The organism is Bacteroidota bacterium, from assembly GCA_018692315.1.
In the GTDB taxonomy this organism is placed as follows: Bacteria; Bacteroidota; Bacteroidia; order Bacteroidales; family JABHKC01; genus JABHKC01.
Genome location: JABHKC010000118.1, coordinates 1 through 22411 on the forward strand (window position 1 = coordinate 1; position 22411 = coordinate 22411).

Here is a 22411-nt window from a genome sequence, read left to right on the forward strand (position 1 = left end):
ATTACTGAAGGACTGAACATTAGGCGTTGATGTGAATTTAAAACATACTTGAGGCTGTGAAGCAGTGGCTGAGCTAAAAGTTACGTTTAAGGGAACTGAGACAAAGAAGTTATCTCGAAACTTCTTTTGCTTAATGAACCGCTAAGTACAAGACCCGTACGATTAGTGGTACTTCGGCAGGCTCAGCAGAGCTGTGAGAGGTGCACTGGTGGCTATTTTGCCATCAGCCGCCTACTCGATTAGCAAAAGTTATTTTTCACTATCATAGGGTTTCATAGTCCATAAAATATTGATGATTTTCCATTTTTCATCAAACTTTGCCAATTGCAAATAGTCCACTATCTCATAGGAATCTACTTTTAATGTGGCAATATCACCATAAATATCTAAAATGGTAACAGTGTCATTTTGTTTCTCCTTTGGTGTATGTTTCCCATATCCAGCAATCACATATTGCATCATCATATTGTAGGATAAGTCAGAAATAATGTCGTTTCCTGTGTCCTTATATTTTTGAATCATTCTTTTAACCAGTTCAGGGTGAAGAGCTTTGCTCATTTTTGTAGAGTCTCCTTCATACCACCCTTGATTATACAAGCTTACTGTTTCAAGCACCTCTAATGAATCTTGTTTGGTTTGAGCATTCAGCGATGTAGAAAAAAAGGCTGAAAGTAATATTGTGATCATGATTAATTTCTTCACTCTTGTCCTTTTAAGATTTTTTCAATTTCTAAAATACGTTTATTTGTTGGATCTAATTGCATAGCAGTTTGTAAATAATTAGTTGCTTGCTTCCTCTTGTTTAATTGTTGATTTACAAATGCCAACTCAGCGTATGTTTCTCCACGTCCTCTGTTAATATCGAGGCTTTTCATCAAATTATTTTCAGCAGATTGGAAGTCTTCGATTTTTAGTTGTGCTTTTGCCAACAAGAAAAAGACATCTGGCAAAGATATCTCATAAGGATCGGGAAAAGGCTCCATTTTAATAGTAATTTCAAAATTCATGATTGCTTTGGTATATTCAGCCATCTCAGTATAATAGTACCCTAAAAATCGATACATTTTGGCATCAAATTTTTTATCATGCTTCAATGATAGTAGGATTTCAGTAGCCTTTCTTTTGTTTTCACCTTCCAGAAAAAAGTCATAGCTTAATTCAAGGTGAGCTTGTAAGTTGGTTGGGAAAAGCTGTGTTACTTGGGAATGAAGTTCCTTTGCATTTTTAAAATCAGATTTTTCTCTATACAATATTCCCAACTCAATGAGTAACTCAGAGTTGTACGGATATTTTGCAAGAGCATTTTCCAGAATTGTTAGGGCATCTTCATCAGAATTCGTGTACCACGACTTAACAATCAAGCCCTGAACAATATGTTTTTGATAAGACTCTTGATGCAGCAACGATTCAATGAATTTGTACAGATCGAGATCCTTCTTATAAAGTTCTTGCCTGGTGTTGTTTGTTGTATTGGATTGACCGGGCAATTTTTGCTCAGACAGGTACGCTTCAACGCCTTGTGCAAAGTACTCCTGCATATTCATATCAGCATACCAATCAAGAGTGTGCTTTTCTATTCTTGATTTGGTATATAAACGCATTATTTCAGTATTCTGTTCATAAGTGAACAACCATTGAATCAGGTGTCCAAATTCGTGAAAAGCTACGTTAAACATTCCATAAGCCACTTTATTCTGTTGAAGCTTGTTACTATTCATGTGATAACCACCTTGCCCTTTGATGTCATCAGCTAATCTGAAGTCAACAGCCCTTGTACCTCTTTTGTCAGCTAAATGAGGACATTCAAACATCAAATGGTGGAAATCCATAAAATAAACTGTCGCATCTGAATGAGCAAGTGCTTCCAAAAAACCACTAAATGGAGCAGTGTTAATTCTTATGATTTTTTGAAGGCCACTATCGCATTTGTGGTAGTTGATGAAAACATCCTCCAAAAATGGGTTTGTGGCTGGGGCTTGTTTCTTTTCATATTCACCCAGAAATTTCTTCATTAGAATATTATGTTCATACTCAAGTTGGTTCAGGGATTCAGCAATAAAATAGTGTGCCAAACCATAGTTTGGTTTTAATTCTAAAATTTTAAAAGCGCATTTAATTGTCTTTCGATAATTACCCACATGAAATTCACAAGCTGCATTTAGTTTCAAGCTTTGTAAACTGTTGCTGTTTTCTGAGCAACGATTTGAGATAAGCACATGGGCAGATTCGAATTGGTTTATAGTGAGTAGACTGTCAACTTTTATAAGTGTTTTATCTGATAAGGGTTTATCATCGTTGTAATTGCTTGGGGAATACCCTCTTCCCAAATAGTGATGGGCCTTTTTATTATATGGATTTATCTCAATAGCTTTGTTAAAATATTTCGCACCTTCTATAATGTCATACCTAAGAGCTGCATAATAAAAGCCTTTTCTTGCATAGGCTTCCGCATTAAGAGAATCGCACTCAATTGCTTTGTTCAAGCTTGTGATGACTCCTTCACTGTTTCTGATTTCAAGCAATACTTTTGAATAATTTACCCATGAAATACTGTGTTTTGAATCAATCTTAATCGCCTTTTTCATTAGCTCAAGTGATCTTTCCACCTGATCGTTGTCCAATGCAATCAATGCTCTACCATTGATTGCAGCAATATTTGTAGAATCTCTTTTCAATACTGCCGCATATAAGCTATCAGCTTTCTCAAAATCCATTATAAAATGTGACCAATCAGCAATTAGAATTTGTGCTTGAATATTGTTTTGATTTTGTTCTTCTATGATTTTTATCTTTTCTTCCAACTCGAAAAAGTGGTAGCTCAATTTTAACTTTTGTATTTGTTTTTCAACGTCATCCATGCTTTTTTGCGCATGACATGAACTGAGTATAAATGAGAAAGTAATTAAAACTATTGGTTTAATATTCATTCTATTTTTTCTTGTTCTAATTTTTGCTAACATCTGTGTAAGAGGAAACTTCCTCTTATTTTTTTATTAGTTGGGTAACTATTATTTCCATTTTCACGGGAATATGGTGAACTTTTGTTAAATAATGTAATCAATTGGTTTTTTAAAGTTTCTAAATTTATTCTTGCAAACATGTGTATATTTCTGTTGTTTAGATTGGTTCATACTCTAATATTGTTTGACTTTGCTATACATTAATTTAAATTAAAAATACCATTGCAAAAATAAAAGAATTCTGTAAGCTCGCAAAGTATTTTTGTCTTTTCCCCTTTAATTCCGGAGAGATATGCCATCAGAACATCAACTCAAATTTTCTTTTGCTTGATGAACCGCTAAGTTCAGCCTGTCCCGATTTCTTATCGGGAAGACTCGTACGCTTAGTGGTACTTCGGCAGGCTTAGCAGAGCTATTAGAGGTGTACAGGAGGTCTTTTGACCATCAGCCGCCTACTCGATTATGGGCTGGCTTTATTTTTCAATTTCTCTTACTATTGTTTATTGCCAACTGTTATCCACTCAAAAACATAGGTAGTATCATCAAAAACTTGTTTTTCTATATACTCTAGTCTTAATTTTTTATTAATAATATCTAATTCTCCAGACCCATAATAAACTGCAGTATATTTTACATTATATCCGCCAGGAGAATTATAATCAATCTGAAATGATTGTTCATCAAAATATATAAATTTATCATTTACATATCCCTCCACTTTCCCATACCTTGTGACTCCATTTATTATGACATTGGACTGACCTTTCAATGATTCTGTTATATTAAAGCTAGCTGTAGACATGCCACCCCATGAATTAGTTTCTACTCCTATATAATTACCCAAATAATCAGCTCTTGTAATTGTTTTTACCTCATCATCTTTTTTACAGGAAAGAGTACTCATCAATATGACTACTAAAACTATCAGAAATGCATTTATGTTTAAGGTTTTCTGAGAGCCACCACATAAATCAACACATCTTTTTATTAATATTTTCAGGAAGCGATTCAATTTTAGTTTGCTCACTATTATTCTCACTAACTACTTTTTATCATAATCGAATTCCGTTTATCTGCAAATATAAGATATATACGGAATAGATTGTTCCGTATATATCCATATACAGGAAATAAACGGAACAGTTTTACATTTTATTAAAATGGCAATCATTAAACAACTGTCCGAATTTTGGGGAGTATTATAGTAGAAGAATTGTCTGAAATATTAGAGAAAAAATCTCAAATTAGGAAAACTACATATAGCAAAAGTCCTACACAATAGATACACTGGCTTGACCTTAGTTCAATCCTGATTTTTCATTGGGGAATCAGTAGTTTTTGTGTGTTTTATTTTCTTGGGTGTTGAACAAAACCCAAACCAGCTAATTCAGAAATAATCTCGTAAGCTCATCTTTATTCATTTAATATGTAAAGATGAAGAAAAAAAATGAATCCCGATGAAAAATCAGGATTGGACAAAATGCAAAAAAGACTTTTTACCGGAAAACAAGCCGGAAACTCCATCTCTTACCGAAATCTCCAAATTATTAAAAATATATATGAGCTAAATCCTTCACATTAAGCTCGCTGGCTTGACCTTAGTTCAATTCTGATTTTTTATCAGGACTAAGCACGGTTCAGTATTTTCTTGTTGTTTTAGTATTCTTAGATGTTGTGGACATTTTTTTAGCCTAATTCGAATGAAGTAATTCCATAAACTTTATGAATATTAATTTGAGGAGGTTGTCCATAATACATCCTAGCGCATTCAAATATATATTTTGCATTAAATCTTTTTACAATTTGAACAGCTTCTTGATTTATCATTGGAATATCAATATAAACTGGTTTTCCAATTGCAGAATTTAAACAGGCTTTATATAATTCTTCTGCAACTTTTTTATTATCTGAGAATAAAGGACCTATCTTAAATCCGTTTGAAACTTTTCTAGCAATGATAAATCCTCTTAATTTATTTCCTTCTACATATTTAAAAGTTATGTTTCCAGGAAGATTAATCCATGGTTTTAAAAACTTGGGTCTTAAAAAGCCAAAACATTGTTTGTCGTATTTTGAAATTTCATGGAAGTCTCTATCTTTTATTACAAAAACATTAGGATCAAGATTAAATTTCATTCCTGTTTTTTCATATCGTTCATCTTTAAACTCAATTTTAAATCCTCCTTTTTCATAGAAAGATTGCATCTCAACAACACCATCCATCCCAATTGAAGCATTGTTATTTAGCCTATCAATTAATAGATTAAGTCGATGATGCCAAAGTTTTCTGCCAATTCCATATGTTCTAAATTCAGGTTTAACAATAAAAAGTCCCATGAACCCAAATTCTTTATTATAAGAAACAATTGCTCCTCCAGCAATTAATGCTCCACTGAAATATATGCCATAAAAACCATTAGTATCTGTTGACCAATACACATCTGCATCAAGAGGTCCAGGATTCCATCCTTCATTTTCAGCCCATTCTACTAATATTTTTAATCCCTTTAGGTCTAATTTCCTAAATTCTAAATCTTCTAAGTTTATCATCAGTATTATTTAATTGACTAAAAATGGCTACAACATTCTGAATATAAGTCGTTTGGTGTTTCGACGCTCCAATTTTTCAATTTACTACCATGTCTATTTATTGCTATCATCTTCCGAAAGCTTTCGGGATAGTACTATTTGCCAAATGCACTATTTTGTGTTGAACTAAATCCAAGCCAGCTAATTCAGTATTTATCTCGTAAGATCATCTTTATGAATTTATTAAAAGAAGTAAAGATAGCGAAAAAAATGAATTGTCTGTAAAAGAATAGTCTGAAATATTGAACAAAATGGAAAAATGGCTTTTAGTGAGCAATCATTACTGAAAATCGCCAAATGGAAATAATCACTATCAATATTAACCTGAAAGTTAGAAGACAAACCGGAAATTCTGCCTCTCTCCAAAATTCCCGATTTTTCATCAGGACTAAGCACGGTTCAGTATTTTCTTGTTGTTTTTATATTCTTAGAGGGTGTTGCTCTGTTATTCTTTCGTTCCAACTATTTTTTCTTCAAGATAAATAAATTGGAATTCAATGGTTCCATCATCTTTTTCAAAAAACATAAATTTTGAATCCCAATCCTCCGCAAAAAATTCATTTTTACTTTTAGCATAAATAGGATGACCATTTCCATTTTCAAATTTGAAATACAGGTCTCCATCTTTAATTGAAATTGTCCACTTCTCTCCATCCATTAGATAAGTTCCTGCATACTTTCTTAATATTCCACTTTCTATTTTTAATTTTTTAATTTCAGCAAGAGGTTTTCCAATAGCATAAGCAGTAATCTTTTTTGCAAGGTTTACAGTTGGATTACAACTACAATTTGATAATATCACTGTTAGTATTTTAGAAGAAGGAACGAACCAAACACTTGATAAAAAGCCATTAATTCCTCCTTCGTGAGAAATTATTTTTTCATTTTGCAGAGTATCAATAAACCATCCATATCCATAATTAGAATAAGTGCCATCGTTCAATTGAAAAGGTTTATGTGCTTTGTCTAAGTTAGTCTTTGTAACAATTTTATAGCTAAATAATGCTTTATACCATTTATTCAAATCCTCGGTAGTTGATAGTAAATTTCCGCCTGAGAAAGGAATAGACATATCGATGTAGGACGCATTTACAATTCCAATTCCAATTGGACTATTTTCATAACCTGACACCCTATTCTCAATTAATGTAAAATTGTTATCAGCTTGCGTATTACTCATTTCGGCAACATCCAATAAGTTTGTTTTAATGTATTTGTCATATTTTAATCCACTTACTTTCTCAATAATTAATCCCAATAAATGATATCCTGAATTATTATAACTAAACTTTTCCCCTGGATCGAATTCCAAAGGAAAGTCTTTGAAGTAATTGACAAGAGAATCGGGATGGGAGCCATTCTTCATTAGCTGTTTAAAAAACACATCTAATTCTGTTATTTCCTTTATTCCTGATGTATGAGTTAATAAGTGTTCAATAGTAATTGTTTTATTTTTAACTGGAAATTCCGGTAAATATTTTTGAATGCTATCTGACAAATTCAATAGACCTTCTTCTTGTAATTTTAAAATCCCTATCGCAGTAAATTGCTTAGTTACAGAACCTATTCTAAATTTGCTATACTTATTAGCCGAGTATGAAAGTTCTATGTTAGAATTTCCTTTGATTTTAGTGTATTCAGGGATGAAATTATCTGAAATCAAAACGCTTACTGCTGGACCATTGTCAAACTTTGCACCTATGATGGAATCTATTTTGCCTTGGTAACTTTGTCCAAAACTGAGTATTGGAATTAAAAATATATATGATAATATTCTATTCATTTTTTGTTTTTCTAATTATGATCAACTTTAGTGTATGTTCTATTGAACTAAACCCAAACCAGCTAATTCGGTAATATTCTTATTAGAACGTCTTTATTAATTTATTAAAAGCTGTAAAGATGGAGAAAAAAATGAATTTACGGTAAAAGCATTGTCTGAAATATTAGGCAAAATCAGAAAATGCTTTTGGTGAGCAATCATTCCGAGCAAGAAAACAAGAAAAGTATTGCAAAAATCTATTAAATAGCCACAATTGAAAGGGGCTACCACATCCTTTTTTCAAATATTCAAAAAATCCCGGAGAGATATGCCATCAGAGAATCAACTCAAATTTTCTTTTGCTTAATGAGCCGCTAAGTACAAGACCTGTATCCCGATTTTCGGGATTGAGAGAGGTGCACCGGAGGTCATTTGACCATCAGTACCTACTCGATTATGGTGTCGTTATTTATTTCCATGCATTATTAATCAGTTCAATAATTGAGATCAGTTCTTTCCAATTGTTTATATTAAAACTAGATTTATCAAATTCTTTCGCTTTTTTCCTAAACAACTTTTGTATTTCTTCTTTTTTAAGAATTACCCCTTGATATTTATCAATTGAATCCATATATCCTGTCCATTGGATTGGAATAAATTCTCCATTTTCAATTAAGCAATCTTGTCCTAAATACATTTCTATACTTCCTGCCAATCCATTAATATCCATACTTTCAATTCCTGTTGGTCCGATAGTTGGGTAGTTTTTAGCCCATTCAATTTCTGGATATTGCAAAACCTTAATATTATCTGGCAATTTTACTTTTTTTAAGTTTTTAATTTCTTTCTTTGCTGCAGAGTCATTATCAAAAAGAGCAATGATGAGATTTTTAATCCCTGACCCTACAAATGATTTGATAGTATGAACAAGTCTTGAAGCATTAGCTTCATATCTTGAATTCTCAAAGTCCATAAAGTGATAATAACCATCTAAATGCGGAAAGAAATAATTTATACAGATTTTCAAAAATTCAGTATCGATTTTCCCTTCCGTTAAAACAATAATTTTTTCAGTATTAATAAGTTGTTTTGGCTTCTCACTTATCCATCCTCCTTCAATAATATTTGTAAGATTGTATTCAATTTTGCTATCAGAATCAACCACAGAAAGAATTGACCATAAGCCTAACTCAATTGATTGATATTCAATAAAAAGTTCATTTTCATGGAGGTAATCATCGAAATCATTATAATTATTTTCATAACGCTTCTCTTTAGATTCAATGATACTCTTTATTTTACTCAAATATAATTCGAAAGAAATCTTTTTATCTGAAGTGAAGACATATAGATCGTCTTCTCTAATTTTTTGCAAAGCATGTTCAAAGTCAAGTTTGGCTTTTTTGTAGGAAACACCAAATAACTCTAATCTTTCCAAGCAGATTTTGGCAGTGGAATAGAATGATTTAACAAGTTCGATTTCTTTTTCGTTCGAATAAGCATCTCCCCAAGTTATTTTATTTCGCTCATTTAAAGGTCTTTCAAATTCATGATAATCTGACTTCAAGAAGATAAGATTAACTACATCCTGGTAATAACTGTTCTTTATTGAAAAAACAGGATAATCAGATATGTATAATTCAGAAAATGAACCCATTGTTATTTCTTATTTTAATCTGGACTAATGTCAACCTATATTATTTATAATCATTTTTTTATTAAATCCAACATCTTCTGGTTTGAGTTCAAATTTAGCAATATTTTTTTTATTCTTGACACTAATTTCAATTTTCTTTTTTTGTCAAGAAACAGATATTCTTTGGGTGGACTATATGGAACTTTTTTCATTATCATTGTCCAGATTATAACACCAAGTTTTCTAACAATTGCACTTGCTATTGAACTATATCCAAACCAGCTAATTCGGCAAAAAATTCGTAAGATCTATGCTCATAGTTTTGTCTTTTCGACATAGTTACTGTTTTATCAGGTTATACAAAATAAAATCATACATATCAGCTTCTTCTTTAAGATGTTTTTTAAAACTACCAGTAGCACCATAATGTCCTGCTCCTTTTTCTACTCTAAGTAAAATAGGATTTTTCTGTGCAGCCCTATTTTGAAGTTTTGCTACAAATTTATAAGAATGTAATGGTGGTACTCTGTCATCATTTTCTGATGTCATTATCAAAGTAGCCGGATAATCAATATTATTTTTAATATTATGTAATGGACTATAAGAAAGCAAATTGATAAATCCAATAGAATCGTGAATACTCCCATATTCATCCCCATGATAATGGCCTATTGTAAATTTTTCAAACCTTAACATATCTAAAGGTGCAACAACAGGTACTGCTACTTTAAATAATTCTGGCCTTTGGGTAATTGCGACTCCAACTACTAGTCCGCCATTTGATGCTCCAGTAATTGCAAGCTTATCTGGGCTTGTATAATTGTTATCTATTAGAAATTCTGCTGCTGCAATAAAATCATCAAATGAGTTCTGTTTATTTTTTCCTCTACCTTTCTTGGCCCATTCTTTTCCATTATCACCACCACCTCTAATATTAGCAAAAACAAATATTCCTCCTTTCTTTAAAAAATGTACTATTCCAGGATTAAATGCTGGAGTTACAATACTTCCGAAACCACCATAAGCTTTTAATAATATAGGATTTTTGTTTGAAAGGTTTAATTCTTTACTGTATATCATAAACATTGGAACTTTTGTACCATCGAATGATTCATATTCTAGTTCTTTTGTTTCGAATTGTGTATAATCAAAATTCACAATTGTAGTACTATAAGGTTTTATTTCAAAAGTTTCAGTATCAAGCACATATACTGTTTTAGGTTGAGTATAACCTGAATAAGAAAATAATAACTTTTTGTCAGTTTTTTCACCATTAAATCCACTTGATGCAAACCCAAAAGGCAATTGCATTGTATGAAGTATATTTCCTTGATAATCAAAAAATACAATTCGTTGTTTTCTATTTGCCTGATATACGGCAATTATTTTATCCTTTAACAATTTAACTTTTAATAATAATGCAGATTCATATTCAGGAATTATAATTTTCCATTTTCTAGGATCAGACGGTTCTATTTTGACAATCATGCCATTGTTATTATCTTTCGAAGAAGTCGCAATTAAATCATCTCCTTTGTTATCTATAATATTCAAGTTTTCATTACTACTTAATTTAATTAATAGAGGTCTAAGTGCTGGTAATTCAGCATTATAATCAATGTAAAAAATATTTATTACTCCTTTCTTTTCATCAGCCTCTTTTAAAATCAGAAATCTCTCATCTGATGTTGTAAAGACTGAAAATCGAGCTTCAGGATTGTTTGTACGTTTAAATATAAGTTTGTCGTGGCTTTGATTATAACCAATTTCATGATAATATATTTCTTGTCCTAAAGTTTTGTCTATTCCTTGTTCCGGAAACCTAGAATAGTAGAAACCGTTATTCTTCCATGCTATATTTGAAAATTTTATGTTTTTTAAATGATCATTGCCATGATTTCTTGTTTTTAGATTAACAATCTTTATTTCTCCCCAATCACTACCATTTCTACTAAATTGATAAGCTAATAATTCAGAATCCATTGAAACAGAATATCCTTTAAGTAATATATTATCCTTTGAAGAAATGAAATTGGGATCAACAAGAATCTTAGGATCATCCTTTAAGAATTCCTGACTAAAGAGAGCAGGAACGCTAAAATTGTTATAATATGCATATTTAAAATAATAGTCGCCTTGTTTTATTGGATTATCATATTTTGTATAAGAATATCGGTCTATTGCAATATTCGAATTACACTTCTTTGCTGCTTTTCTTAATATCTTATTTGTTAAAGAGTTTTGTTGATCAATCCATGCTTTAGTTTTCTCATTATTAATTTTTTCTAAACTTCTATATTCATCAATAATTATTTCACTATAAAAGGTGTCAATAACAGCTTGCTTATTAATCAAAGGATAGTCAAGAGATTGGCTCATAATTGTGATTGGAATACCTATTATCAGAATTAAAATTATTCTTTTCATGTTTATGCTTATTATTAACTTTTGATAATATTAATACTTATTCACCATTCTTTTCAATCACAAGAACTATTTTATTAAAATCGAAAGTTTTTATTTTTTGTATTAATAATGTCATCAACTTGTTTTTTAAATTTTTAATGAATTCAATATTGAATTAAATCCAAACCAACTAATTCAGTAATAATCTCGTAAGATCATCTTTATTAATTTATTAAAAGATGTAAAGATGGAAAAAAAAATGAATTTACTGTACAAGAATTGTCTGAAATATTGTAAAAAAAATACAATGGAAATTCAGCCTTTATCCAAAATACTCAAATAGTTAAAACTGCATAAAAGGAAAGACCTACCTAATGAAACCGCTAACTTGGGTTTAGTTCAACAACGAATATAAGAACTACTGAGCCCGGCTCAGTAGTTTTACGCTGTTTTTATATTCTTGGGTGTTACATGCTGGGTTTTAATTTATCATTGCTCACACAACTGTATTTCATGCATTTACACTATTTAGGAAAGTTTTCAAAGTTTAATTTACTTATATTCTACTAATTTATAGAAAGAAAAATAAATAAACAATACTGTAATAAGCATTGAGAAAAAAGTTTACTGTTTACAAAGTAGAACACATGAATAAAATCATAAAAAGACGAACAATCTTATAGATGTAAATCTTTTATAGTACATTCATTTTTTTAAATGATTATTTTGTTTTAGTAATTATTGTAGTTGTTGCGCCTACAAACTTACCATCTTTATAATAGCAAATTGAATCTTTTTTCGAGCTTAGTTTATATACAATCACCTTGTCATATATTTCAGCCCCTCCTTCTGTTTCTTGATGTTTAATTATTTTTTCATAATACACAACTTTTTTTGTAGAACAACAAACTACTGAAAAACAAACTACAAAAAAACTCCCCAGCAGAAAATAAAATCGTTTCATAATAAAAGTTTTAAATATTCATAAAATGTATCAAAAAAATATCAAATCAAAAAATTATTTATTCATAAATGCAAAAATAAAAACAATAACATTATCTAGTCTTTCATTCTCTTCTACTCCTTGCAGGTAACTAACTAATATACGCACCCAAGTGCCCAATATTTGAAATATTGCTAATATGTAATTTATATTTAGTTAGTTTAAAATCAGATATTTGAATGTTTTGTTTCATGAAAGTCGGTTGCATAAATTTATTTTTTGGCTAATTTACGAAAAATCTACGAATAAATTTAGCCTTCGATAAAAATCAATATTGTGGAAATATGCTTAAGATTCAATTAATTGATAAAATAATTGGGGCAAGATGTCTTTTATCTCCAACAGGATCCTGAGCAATAATATCCTCAAACAAAATATTTTGTCCTCTATTGGAAGTCATTATTTGTTTAATCATTTCTTCAGTGAATTTTTCATTTGTTGCCTTAAAATGATGAACATTAAAGCCTCTTTGTATGGTCATAATAAACGAAACTATCTTGAAAGATAAATCATATTCGAAATCGTCCGGCATTTTTGCAATAACTCCTCCGGCTGCAATTAGAAGTTCTTTATCGATGAAGCCTTTATTTTTATTTGCAACTAAAGCTGTAGGGTTGGGAAGTTTTTTTACACGAAATCTCTGAACTCCCATTTCTTTGTACACTCCATTAATTAAAGCCGACACACTAATTGTAACTTGCCTGTATCCGGGCAAAACTTCTGCAATCCAGTCATTATTCCATGAACTTTGTTTTAAAGTTCCGAATGATATTTTTGGTAATAGATTTTCGGTGGGAATGCCCGGAACAGAAATCGAAACACTATTTTCTACACCAATATATAATACATTCATTTTGGTAGCCGAAACGGTTAATGATGGACTTGCTACAATATATTCATCGGAAAAATGGTAATTATTTATTTCTCCGTTTTTGTTTTTAACTCTTACTATTCCGGCATATTTGTGGGTACCTTCTGCAAGAGCAGGAAAATCTACGTATATTTTTCCTTGTGTGCACTCAAGCTTTGAAGCTTGCTCGATTTGAGATATTTTTAAAGAATCTATCCCCATTTTGAAATAGGCTTCAGGATTCTGACTTGTATCAAAAGCTGCTACTACAATTTCGGCTTTGTAGCTGTCTCCGGTGAAAATGTAATTGCTCTCAGAAATTACTCTTGCATTAACATTATCATAATGAAAGTCTTCTGCTCTTATTGTTTCATAAAGAGTTTTAACTATATCGAATTCGGTATTGTATATTTCTGTAATGATATTGTTAAGAATAACAATATCAGCCACCAAAATTGAATAATAAAAATTGTGCATTTCCCAATTTTCTATTTCTTTATCAGCATTATAATAAACTCCATCTGTTTCGAGCCCTAAACGGATTTTATGGTGATATTTTGGATCTAATAGTTCTAACATTTCTTGTTTGAACTTTATAATTTTTTCCTTTAACTCAATTGCTCTTCCTGCCGAGCCGTCTTCTGAATTTCCAATAAAATAATTGGTTGGAAAAGTATAATCATCTTTTTTCTCAATTGCTGTTAAATCTATAGACATTGCCGAGTCAATTGAGATTTCTTCAATTTTCGAAATTAAATCATATTTAAGATAATTAACATACTCTGTCATTTTTTGCGAAATTGAACGGGCTTTTTGGGCTTTAAGCCAGTATGAAGCAACTTCGTTTGTGTTTATATTGTAATCTTGCTCGAATGTTTTATATGTACTTTGGATTTTTTGTAAAAATAGATCATTGTTTTGTTCAACATTTTCGTTTACAACAATAAATGCTTTCAAAGTTTCTTTCGACACATTCAAAGCTAAAAGGGCTGTTAAAACTAAATACATCACTCCAATCATTTTTTGTCTGGGCGAGTTTGCATGTTGAGACATATTTTTAATTGATTAGTTTACAATTGCTTGTAGATTATATTGAATTTCTTATTTGCATAAAAATTTATTATAAAAACAGATTTGAATTTTATTATTATTGACTAATTGTATAGAGTAAATTTATTGCCGGGGTGCCTGATTTCAGTTGTTCAAATTCTTTAATGTCAACAGTATAAATAAGCTGATGACCAACTCTTGTTCCTATACCTGTATAGCAAGTGCCAATATTATCAATCAAAACTTGTGGTACATGCGACAATTTTATTTTGCCAATAGATATTCCATGCTTGCCGCGGCTTGAGCCAACATAGGGCATTGCTTTCACCATAATATTCACTCCATCGGGTATTGTTCCTGAAATTATTTGAACTGATATAGAACATGTAGGATCTGATTGTTTCACCAGTACTGAATAATTAATCCATTTCGTATCATCAATAAGAAAATTTGGAGACAGTCCGGCACGGTAAGAGGGTATAAAATTTAAAGATTTTAATCTTGTGCTAGACACCGAAATCAGGTTTTGTCCAAGAGTGATATTGGCTACTTGCAAAATCAAAAATGATATTAATAATATTAGGATTTTATTTTGTTTTGATTTCATCATTCTATTTTTTTAAATTTTTAAATGAATTCTGGAATTTTACTTTTCTCGATTTTTTCTTTATCATTACATTAATTACTTTTTCCTGCTTTGTTGATAAAGTTAGATTATAAGTGTCGGCAATAAGTTCGTATCCTTTTGGCAATCCTGTTTTATAAACTTGTACTATCCATGTTCCCGGTCGCAGATCTTCAAAACTAAATTCTCCATTTTGTTTAGTAATTACCCGGAAAGTTTCATTGTCTTTTTTTGCCTCAATAATTAAATTTTCAAGTTCTTCTTTAACCGACACATAATCATTGTTATTCTTGTTTATGTCTTCTTCAATAATAATTTTTCCTGTAATTCTTGCCGATTTGGTATAAGCAATTTCAAATTTGTTTTCTTGTCCTGAAACCACTTTTATTTTATACGGTCCTGGAGTTTCGGCTATAGAATTCAATCCAATTTCTGATTCGTTAATAAATAAATACCCTTCTCCGGCTTTAACAAGCGGAAACTTAAATCGTCCTTTTTTATCAGTAATTGCAATGTCTCCGCAATAGGTAATTACAATTCCTTCAATATTTTCAACACCATTATTAATTATCCGGCCTTTTATGCTCCCAATATTACCTTTTCTCGAAACAGGAACATTTATAGTATAGGTATATCTGATTAATATTTTTAACTCTTTGTTATTATAAGAGTTACGAATTAAATTGTAGTATGTAACTGCTGAGATATTATTTTTTGAATTTATTCTGTAATTAAAACTAAAATCAAGAATACTTCTGTCTTTATAGTACTCTTCTATCTGATAATTGCTCTGATATCTTGCTACAAGACTTACTTTCTCCCATTCTGTGTTTATTGCTCCACCATAATAAAAATCCTTTAAATCTTGAACTAAGAATCGCTGATTTGCATGATAATTCAGGAAGGCATCAAAAACGATTTTCTCAGTTATTTGATATTTAAGTGAAAATCGTGCTCTTGTAATATTTATTGATTCGCCTTCGTTTTTCTCAAGAAAATTCTTCGTCATCCCATATCCACCCGATAATCTTAACTCAAATTTATTTAGTCTGCTAGAAAAGTTTATTCTCGTTGTAGTTTCTTCAAAATCAAATAGTTTTGTCTCCAATCTATCTTGCGAACTTCGTTTAACAATGCTAAAACCAATGCTATGATTTTTATTGAATTTGAATCCTAAAGTAGATGTAATATTTTCTGTATATGGAGCATTTGAAAACATTGTATCTAATGCCATATTTGAGTAGTTTGAATTATAATTGAAGGATAAACTTGTTCGTTTTTTGATATTCATGTTTAAACCGCCGGCTAAGTTCCTGGTGTTTGAGAAATAGCCGGGAAACTTTTCGTTTGCTATTGTGAAATTAATGAAAGTTCTGAAAAATGAATAATTAGTTTTGAAATCTCCTTTATAGGCATTAGTATAATTGCCGTCAACAATGCCATTTGCAAATTCCGAATCAAGTGAAATCCATGAATATGGGCGTGCACTACCTGATATGCTTATCAAATGTGCAGATTTACCTTCGTCAAAATCTTTCACCAGATAACCAGCTGACAATTTGTACTTTGAAGCATAATTGTAACTAGAATAAATAGAAATTACTTTTTTTATGTGAGGGTAGAATCTGGGATAATTTAAAAATGTTCCTATTGAAAGTTTCCCGATATTTTGTTCTAATCTCACACCTCTTCCGGCTCTCGAAGATTCTGTCAGATCTGTCAAACAATAATTATCATCACCCAAAATAAGATTGTTTTTCACAGAAGTGAATTTCATCATATAGGAGTCATTTGTTCCCAAAACCGGCTCTCCTCTTCGGTTAGGACCACGAAACCGGAAGCCTAAGGTTCTTTTGTTTTTATTAGAAATTCTACCTTTTCCTGAAATATCAAACAAACCTATATAGCCTCTTTCTTCGAATTGATTGTGGCTTACTAATATGCCTGAAACTTTAATTGGAAGACGCTGAAATGGATCGAATTTTTTTTCATTAGAAGGTATCACATCATATATATGCGAAATGGTAGTTTGGGTTTCAGGTTCTTCAATAATCGTAGTTGTTAATATCACATTTTGTCTGATGTGATATTCAATTTTCTTTTTTGTTGAAACATATATATTGGTGAAAACAAACGAATCCGGAGCTAAGGAAAAAAATCTGGTTTCAACTTCAGCTTTATAAAATATTGCTTCAATATTGACATCAATATTTGACAAATTTTGTATCATGTATTTAATCCTGAAAGTATCACCGGCAAAGACATTTATTGGGGGGTCAATTTTTTGCACAAAGATTTCGTATTTTGCAGGAACAAAAATAGGGATATTTAGTGTTTCTATTTTGTTATTTTCAGACTTATCAAAAGCTTCAATAGTAATAGTATATGTGCCTTCATGAGTAGTTCCCGGAATATGAAAACTAAGAATTTTATTTGTTTTGCTATTTTTTTTTGTTAAAACATATTTGTAATTCATAATTTGATTCCAGCCTTTAGGCATACTAATTTTTAGCAATATTTCTTTATCAGAGATTGAATTATTAATTAGTTGAATTACAATATTTGAAGTAGTTCCTGGTTTAATTTCTAATTTTGTTTCATTAAGTAGAGATACGTCAATTCCGTCGATACCGGCATAAGCAGTACACGAAATTAAAATAGACATTATTGTAACTAATAGTTTCCTCATCATTCAAGTTCTGATAAATGAAGATGGTTGTATTCATCATTTTGGAGATAGATATTTGTTAAGTAAATTAAATAAACAATTAGAAGTAAAGTGTATATTCAATTCCAAAAACATCATCGTCTTTACCTGCTGCAATAATTATTGCCTGGTAAGTTTTGTTTCCTTCAATACCTTCAAGATCTACACGAAATCTTGTTGATGTTGTGGGAAATATACCCTTTCTACCAGCCTCAATTTTTTTCATCGAAACTCCATTTTCATCATAAAGTTCTAATGAAACCTCAGGTGAAATATAATGATCTCCTGAATTTATAATATCAATAGCAAGAAATATTTTGCCACCTTCATTAATAATTGTTGGTTCCATGAATTGTAACTCCCCTAATCCTTTGTCTCCAATTTCGGTAACAATTTGAATGGCATACCTGGTAATGGTATTTATGTTCAGTTTTCCTTCCTCATTAGGATCGATTGGATTAACGCCTTCAACCATTAGTACACTCCAATAGGTTCCGGATATAGTGTCATTTTTTGGGATGGATACTTCGTATTGAATAAACTGTGTCTCTTTCGCATTAACAATAGTTGTTTTAGGGCTATATTGTATCCAGTTGGCATTTGATCGATTATGGGTAACCGGTGGGTCATAAAGAGTATAATCTTCATAATTATACAATAAATCGGTTTGATAAACTCTAACTTCTTGAGCATAATCCCCACTATTTTGAATTTTAATCCGCCCCTTGTAAATATCTCCGGAGTTACCAGTTTTAACATGCTTTAGTTTTCCGACAACCTCAATGGAGGCATGTAAAACAACTGGAATAAGAGTTAGATAAAATAATATTACAAAACGGTAAATAGTTCTCATATTTTTAAGTTTTTTATACAACATCTAAAAATACTCTCTATCTGTCATGTTACAAAAAACCTATAAAGATTTAATATATCTTAAAACAGATATTTGAGCATGTTTTATCTTTCTGCTAAATATCCAATATTTATTATGATATGATATTTAATGTTATGCTTCTTTGGTTTTTCATATTAAGATTTTCATTGAATAACGAAAATAATCGTAAAAAAAGGAGGAAATCACAAATCATAATACAATATGAATAGTTGGATTTTCCTCCATTTTAAAAACTAAAACTCTCTCAATCTTGTAAAATTATTGATCTTCGGTAATTGTTAATACAACTGTAGCTGTTCCTGCTGCTACTTCAACAATAGTTCCATAATCTCCTACTGCACCCGAATCCCAATCATAGGTCAATGTGTATCCATCAGTAGCCGAAACTCCAGTAAAACAACTTCCAATACCGGTTACTATATCAACTGCAGGGTCAGAATTAACTAAAGAAACAGCAGTCTCACCCGTGCCTAAAGTGCCTCCTGAGTTTCCTCCTGAAGGAGCTACTGCACTTACAGATAGGGCTGTTCCTGTAGGAACACCTGTTACGGTGGCTGTAATTTTTCGTGTTAATCCTGATGCAACTATAGAAGATATCTGAACATAAGCTGTTCCTTGCCCACCAGAAATGGCCTCACCGGCAGTTGTGGTAGTAAGTTCTAATGTAACATCTGTAGTTGTCGCTAAAAGCGCAATTGCAGGAATTCCCATTGTTAAAGTATTGTTACCTGTAGCAGTTTGAGCTCGCAAATTACTTGCACAGATAATTGCTACTAAAAGTAGACTTAATAGTAATTTTTTCATATCATTTCCAGTTTTAATTAATACTAAATTCAAAAAAAAGTTTCAAATCAATCGGTAAAAGTATTTTGATAATTGAGTCAAAACAATAGGCAATCTGATGAAATTTGAGAACAATTTTCTGATTTTAAGTTCAGAAATACTGACTCGACATCTAAGCAATTGAATAAGTTCTATTAGGAAGCTTTATTTTTTAGTTATTGCAAAGAAATATATTAGCAATATTTTGAATATCAGTAGATTATGGAATTGTTGTTAATAATGCAAACAATGGTAGATTATAAAATTCTAGTATCCATTATTGTTCGACTGAGTCAAAGTTAGGTAAACAGTAACTGAGGTGCCTGAATTCGCCTCGAGCAAACCAAAATTTGCTGTTGGATTATCAAGCGACCAGGTATATGTAAGTTGATAGCCATCTGTTGAACCTGTTCCGGTATAGCAACTTCCAATATTGGTAATTATGTTTTGATCAGTTGATGTAAGAGTGATTGGAGAAACAACAGCATCTCCAAGATTACCTGCACTATTAGTAAGTGTCGCATCTGTAGGAAGTATGCTTAAAGTAGTTCCCGGAGGCACTGTCCCAACTATTTTCGCTTTTATTTCGCGATGAGTATTGCCAGGTACTACTGAGGTAATTTTTATCCACATGTCGGAATTTGAAACACTCGCTGCAACAGATTCGCCAGCTATTGAAGTTGTTAATGTTAATGTAACAGGAGCATGATCTGTGTCAATTAATGAGATTTCCGGCATTTGTAAAACAACAGCATCTCCGGCAGTAATCTGATCTGGCAATTGAGCCAAAATCCTTGTACTAATCAATGACAATGTTAGTGAAATGCCAACAAATATTCTCAATTTACTTATCATCTTTAATTCTATTGTTACATCTTCATTACAAATATTGAAAAAAATAATCGGGTAAAATTATATGTGTCAGGTTAAAAATGAAATAAGCAAAATGCTGATTTTGCGGTGTAGATTGCTGATTTTATTATCAAAAACCCTGACAAAATTAAGATTCAAGTTTAAGATTTAGCTAAATATTATGAAAATGAAACAATGAGAAGATTTCTCAAATGTATTTTTTTGTACTTATTAGTTTGACGATAATATTGTGTATGTCAAAGAAACAGTATTTTGTCTTTCAATTTCATTGTATCTGCATTCTTCATCTACAATCCAGGTATAAATAAGTTGATGACCTTTTTGTGTGCCTTTACCTGTATAGCAAGAACCTATTGTTGAAATAATATTTTGAGGTATTTCAGAAAGGATTATCTCATTTGTAGGTGTTCCAACATTTCCTGCCCCTCTGCCTGCATCAGCTCTGGCAATGAGTTTAATACTAGTTGATTCAGCTAAGTTTTCAGAGCTAATGTTTACAGTAATTTTATTGGAAGTTCCGCATGCGATAATTGAGGAATAGTTAATCCAACTGTTGCTGGTAGATTCAGGTGTGATTACTACATTAGATTGAGCAGGAGATGAAAATGAAACTGGACTTTCTGTAGCAATATTGAGAATTGCTATTGCTGGGATTGTTAAACCGACAGAATTAGTTGAATAATTATTCTGTGCAATATTGTCATTGCTTGAAATTAAAAATAAAAAAATAAAAACTATCAGTTTGTCTTTACTCATCTCAATACTATTCAAATTACATTCACAAGCAAAAATACAAATTAATATTGATATTTGTTGTTAAAAATTTTATCAAATATCAATTTAAGTTGATTAAATGATCAAATATTTAGATTAAAATTTGCTTTACAAAGAGTTTGACGGTAGTTTGATTGGGTGTCCAAAATATATATTGTTCAGAAACAGGCTCGAAAGTCAGCGACAAGAAATTATTAGCACATAAAATCTTTTCTTAGAGTGAGATTATTCCGTTTTTAAGAGCATATTTAACAATGTCGGTAGTAGTTTTTAGTTTTAGCTTTTCAAGTATGTTTTGTTTATGTGTGCCAATTGTTTTTACGCTAACGAATAACATTTCAGAAATTTCACGTGTTTGTTTACCTTCTGCAATTAGTTTTAGAACTTCTGATTCTCGTGCTGTAAGTACTTGATTTTTGTCTTGTATTGCTTCATCTATTCCGATATAATCATCTATAAGAATTTCAGTTATAGTTCCACTTAAGTATTTTTTTCCTGAACAAACTGTTGTAATTGCGTCTATCAATTGCTGGTAGCTGCAATTTTTAAATAAGTATCCCATCGCTCCTGCCTCCAACATTCCTTTAATATAGGTTTTTTCAGCATGCATTGATAATGCAATAATTTTTATTTCCGGATTATTTTTTTGTAAATATTTTGTAGCTTCAACACCGTTCATTACTGGCATTCCTATATCCATCAACACAACATCGGGATTACATTTCTTTATTTTTTCAATTGCATCTTGCCCATTTTCAGCATGACAAACAATTTCAATGCTTGAAGTATCTGACAATAAATTTGCTAATCCTTGTCGGAAAAGCTGATGATCGTCAACTATTAGTACTTTTACAGCCATAATTTAATCTATTTTTCAGGAATTGTTATACTTATTTTTGTGCCTTTTCCATTTTTTGATTTTATAGAAATTGATCCATCAATTGAATCTAAACGTTCCTTAACACTAAATAAACCAAAACCTGTTTCTGTTTGATTGTAATTTAATGATTGATAATCAAATCCTTTTCCATTGTCAAATATCAAAATATGAAAGCTTTTTTGTTCATTTTTTACTTCCATCACAATGAGGTCAGAGTCTGCATGTTTTATAATATTTGTAAGTAATTCACAAATAATTCGATAAAGTAATATTTTTATATAATCATTTATGTTTGAAAAATCTACACTGCTTTTAAATGAAGTTTCTATTTCATATTCTTTTTCAATTTGTTCTAACTTCCATTTAATAGCAGGAATCAATCCTAATTCATATAAAATTGGAGGACTAAGATCGTAGGTTAATAATCTGGATTTAGAAATAGCCTCATTAACAAATTCTAATGTTTGGGCAATGGTTTTATTTACTGAAGTTTCCTCAATTTTCCTCCCAAATTATAGATAGCTGGCTATCAGGGATTTTGGGTTTAGTTTTATAAATTAGCCCATATTTATTATCAAA

The 22411-nt window shown here is 30.9% G+C and carries 17 protein-coding genes; all 17 read right to left on the reverse strand.

The window, feature by feature from the left end; all coding sequences use genetic code 11:
* Window positions 1-249 precede the first annotated feature (249 nt).
* The 17 genes from HN894_09385 to HN894_09465 all read right to left on the reverse strand — a co-directional run bounded on the left by HN894_09385 (window position 250) and on the right by HN894_09465 (window position 22212).
* On the reverse strand, window positions 250-702 hold the full coding sequence (locus HN894_09385; protein MBT7143539.1) for a hypothetical protein: 453 nt from the start codon (window positions 700-702) through the stop codon (window positions 250-252).
* Window positions 699-2927, reverse strand: a complete 2229-nt coding sequence (locus HN894_09390; GenBank protein MBT7143540.1) for a hypothetical protein — start codon at window positions 2925-2927, stop codon at window positions 699-701. Before HN894_09390 ends, HN894_09385 begins: the two co-directional genes overlap by 4 nt.
* A gap of 526 nt (window positions 2928-3453) precedes the next feature.
* The gene (locus HN894_09395) at window positions 3454-3999 is read right to left on the reverse strand and encodes a hypothetical protein (protein ID MBT7143541.1); all 546 of its coding nucleotides are present in this window, start codon (window positions 3997-3999) and stop codon (window positions 3454-3456) included.
* A gap of 647 nt (window positions 4000-4646) precedes the next feature.
* A complete protein-coding gene (locus tag HN894_09400) occupies window positions 4647-5510 on the reverse strand; it encodes a GNAT family N-acetyltransferase (protein MBT7143542.1) in 864 nt (287 codons plus the stop codon).
* A 484-nt stretch (window positions 5511-5994) separates the two neighbouring features.
* A complete protein-coding gene (locus HN894_09405; protein ID MBT7143543.1) occupies window positions 5995-7332 on the reverse strand; it encodes a serine hydrolase in 1338 nt (445 codons plus the stop codon).
* Between the two features lie 448 nt (window positions 7333-7780).
* Window positions 7781-8968 carry a hypothetical protein gene (locus HN894_09410; protein MBT7143544.1) on the reverse strand — a complete coding sequence of 396 codons (1188 nt, stop codon included), beginning with the start codon at window positions 8966-8968 and terminating at the stop codon, window positions 7781-7783.
* Window positions 8969-9286: 318 nt separating this feature from the next.
* Window positions 9287-11374, reverse strand: coding sequence for a S9 family peptidase (locus HN894_09415; GenBank protein ID MBT7143545.1), 2088 nt, complete (start codon window positions 11372-11374; stop codon window positions 9287-9289).
* Window positions 11375-12074: 700 nt separating this feature from the next.
* Complete coding sequence (locus HN894_09420; protein ID MBT7143546.1) at window positions 12075-12317, reverse strand: hypothetical protein; 243 nt, start codon at window positions 12315-12317, stop codon at window positions 12075-12077.
* Window positions 12318-12651: 334 nt separating this feature from the next.
* Window positions 12652-14259 carry a gliding motility protein GldM gene (gldM, locus tag HN894_09425; GenBank protein MBT7143547.1) on the reverse strand — a complete coding sequence of 536 codons (1608 nt, stop codon included), beginning with the start codon at window positions 14257-14259 and terminating at the stop codon, window positions 12652-12654.
* A gap of 94 nt (window positions 14260-14353) precedes the next feature.
* Entirely contained in the window at window positions 14354-14866 is a 513-nt protein-coding gene (locus tag HN894_09430) for a hypothetical protein (protein ID MBT7143548.1), read from the reverse strand.
* 1 nt (window position 14867) lies between these two features.
* Window positions 14868-17573 (reverse strand): hypothetical protein, encoded by a 2706-nt coding sequence (locus tag HN894_09435; protein MBT7143549.1) that lies wholly within the window; start codon window positions 17571-17573, stop codon window positions 14868-14870.
* Between the two features lie 76 nt (window positions 17574-17649).
* A complete protein-coding gene (locus tag HN894_09440) occupies window positions 17650-18441 on the reverse strand; it encodes a hypothetical protein (protein MBT7143550.1) in 792 nt (263 codons plus the stop codon).
* 300 nt (window positions 18442-18741) lie between these two features.
* Window positions 18742-19287 (reverse strand): hypothetical protein, encoded by a 546-nt coding sequence (locus HN894_09445; GenBank protein ID MBT7143551.1) that lies wholly within the window; start codon window positions 19285-19287, stop codon window positions 18742-18744.
* Window positions 19288-19572: 285 nt separating this feature from the next.
* Complete coding sequence (locus HN894_09450; GenBank protein ID MBT7143552.1) at window positions 19573-20160, reverse strand: hypothetical protein; 588 nt, start codon at window positions 20158-20160, stop codon at window positions 19573-19575.
* A 228-nt stretch (window positions 20161-20388) separates the two neighbouring features.
* A complete protein-coding gene (locus tag HN894_09455; protein ID MBT7143553.1) occupies window positions 20389-20934 on the reverse strand; it encodes a hypothetical protein in 546 nt (181 codons plus the stop codon).
* 232 nt (window positions 20935-21166) lie between these two features.
* The gene (locus tag HN894_09460) at window positions 21167-21811 is read right to left on the reverse strand and encodes a response regulator transcription factor (protein MBT7143554.1); all 645 of its coding nucleotides are present in this window, start codon (window positions 21809-21811) and stop codon (window positions 21167-21169) included.
* Window positions 21812-21819: 8 nt separating this feature from the next.
* The gene (locus HN894_09465) at window positions 21820-22212 is read right to left on the reverse strand and encodes a GHKL domain-containing protein (GenBank protein MBT7143555.1); all 393 of its coding nucleotides are present in this window, start codon (window positions 22210-22212) and stop codon (window positions 21820-21822) included.
* Between the last annotated feature and the right edge of the window lie 199 nt (window positions 22213-22411).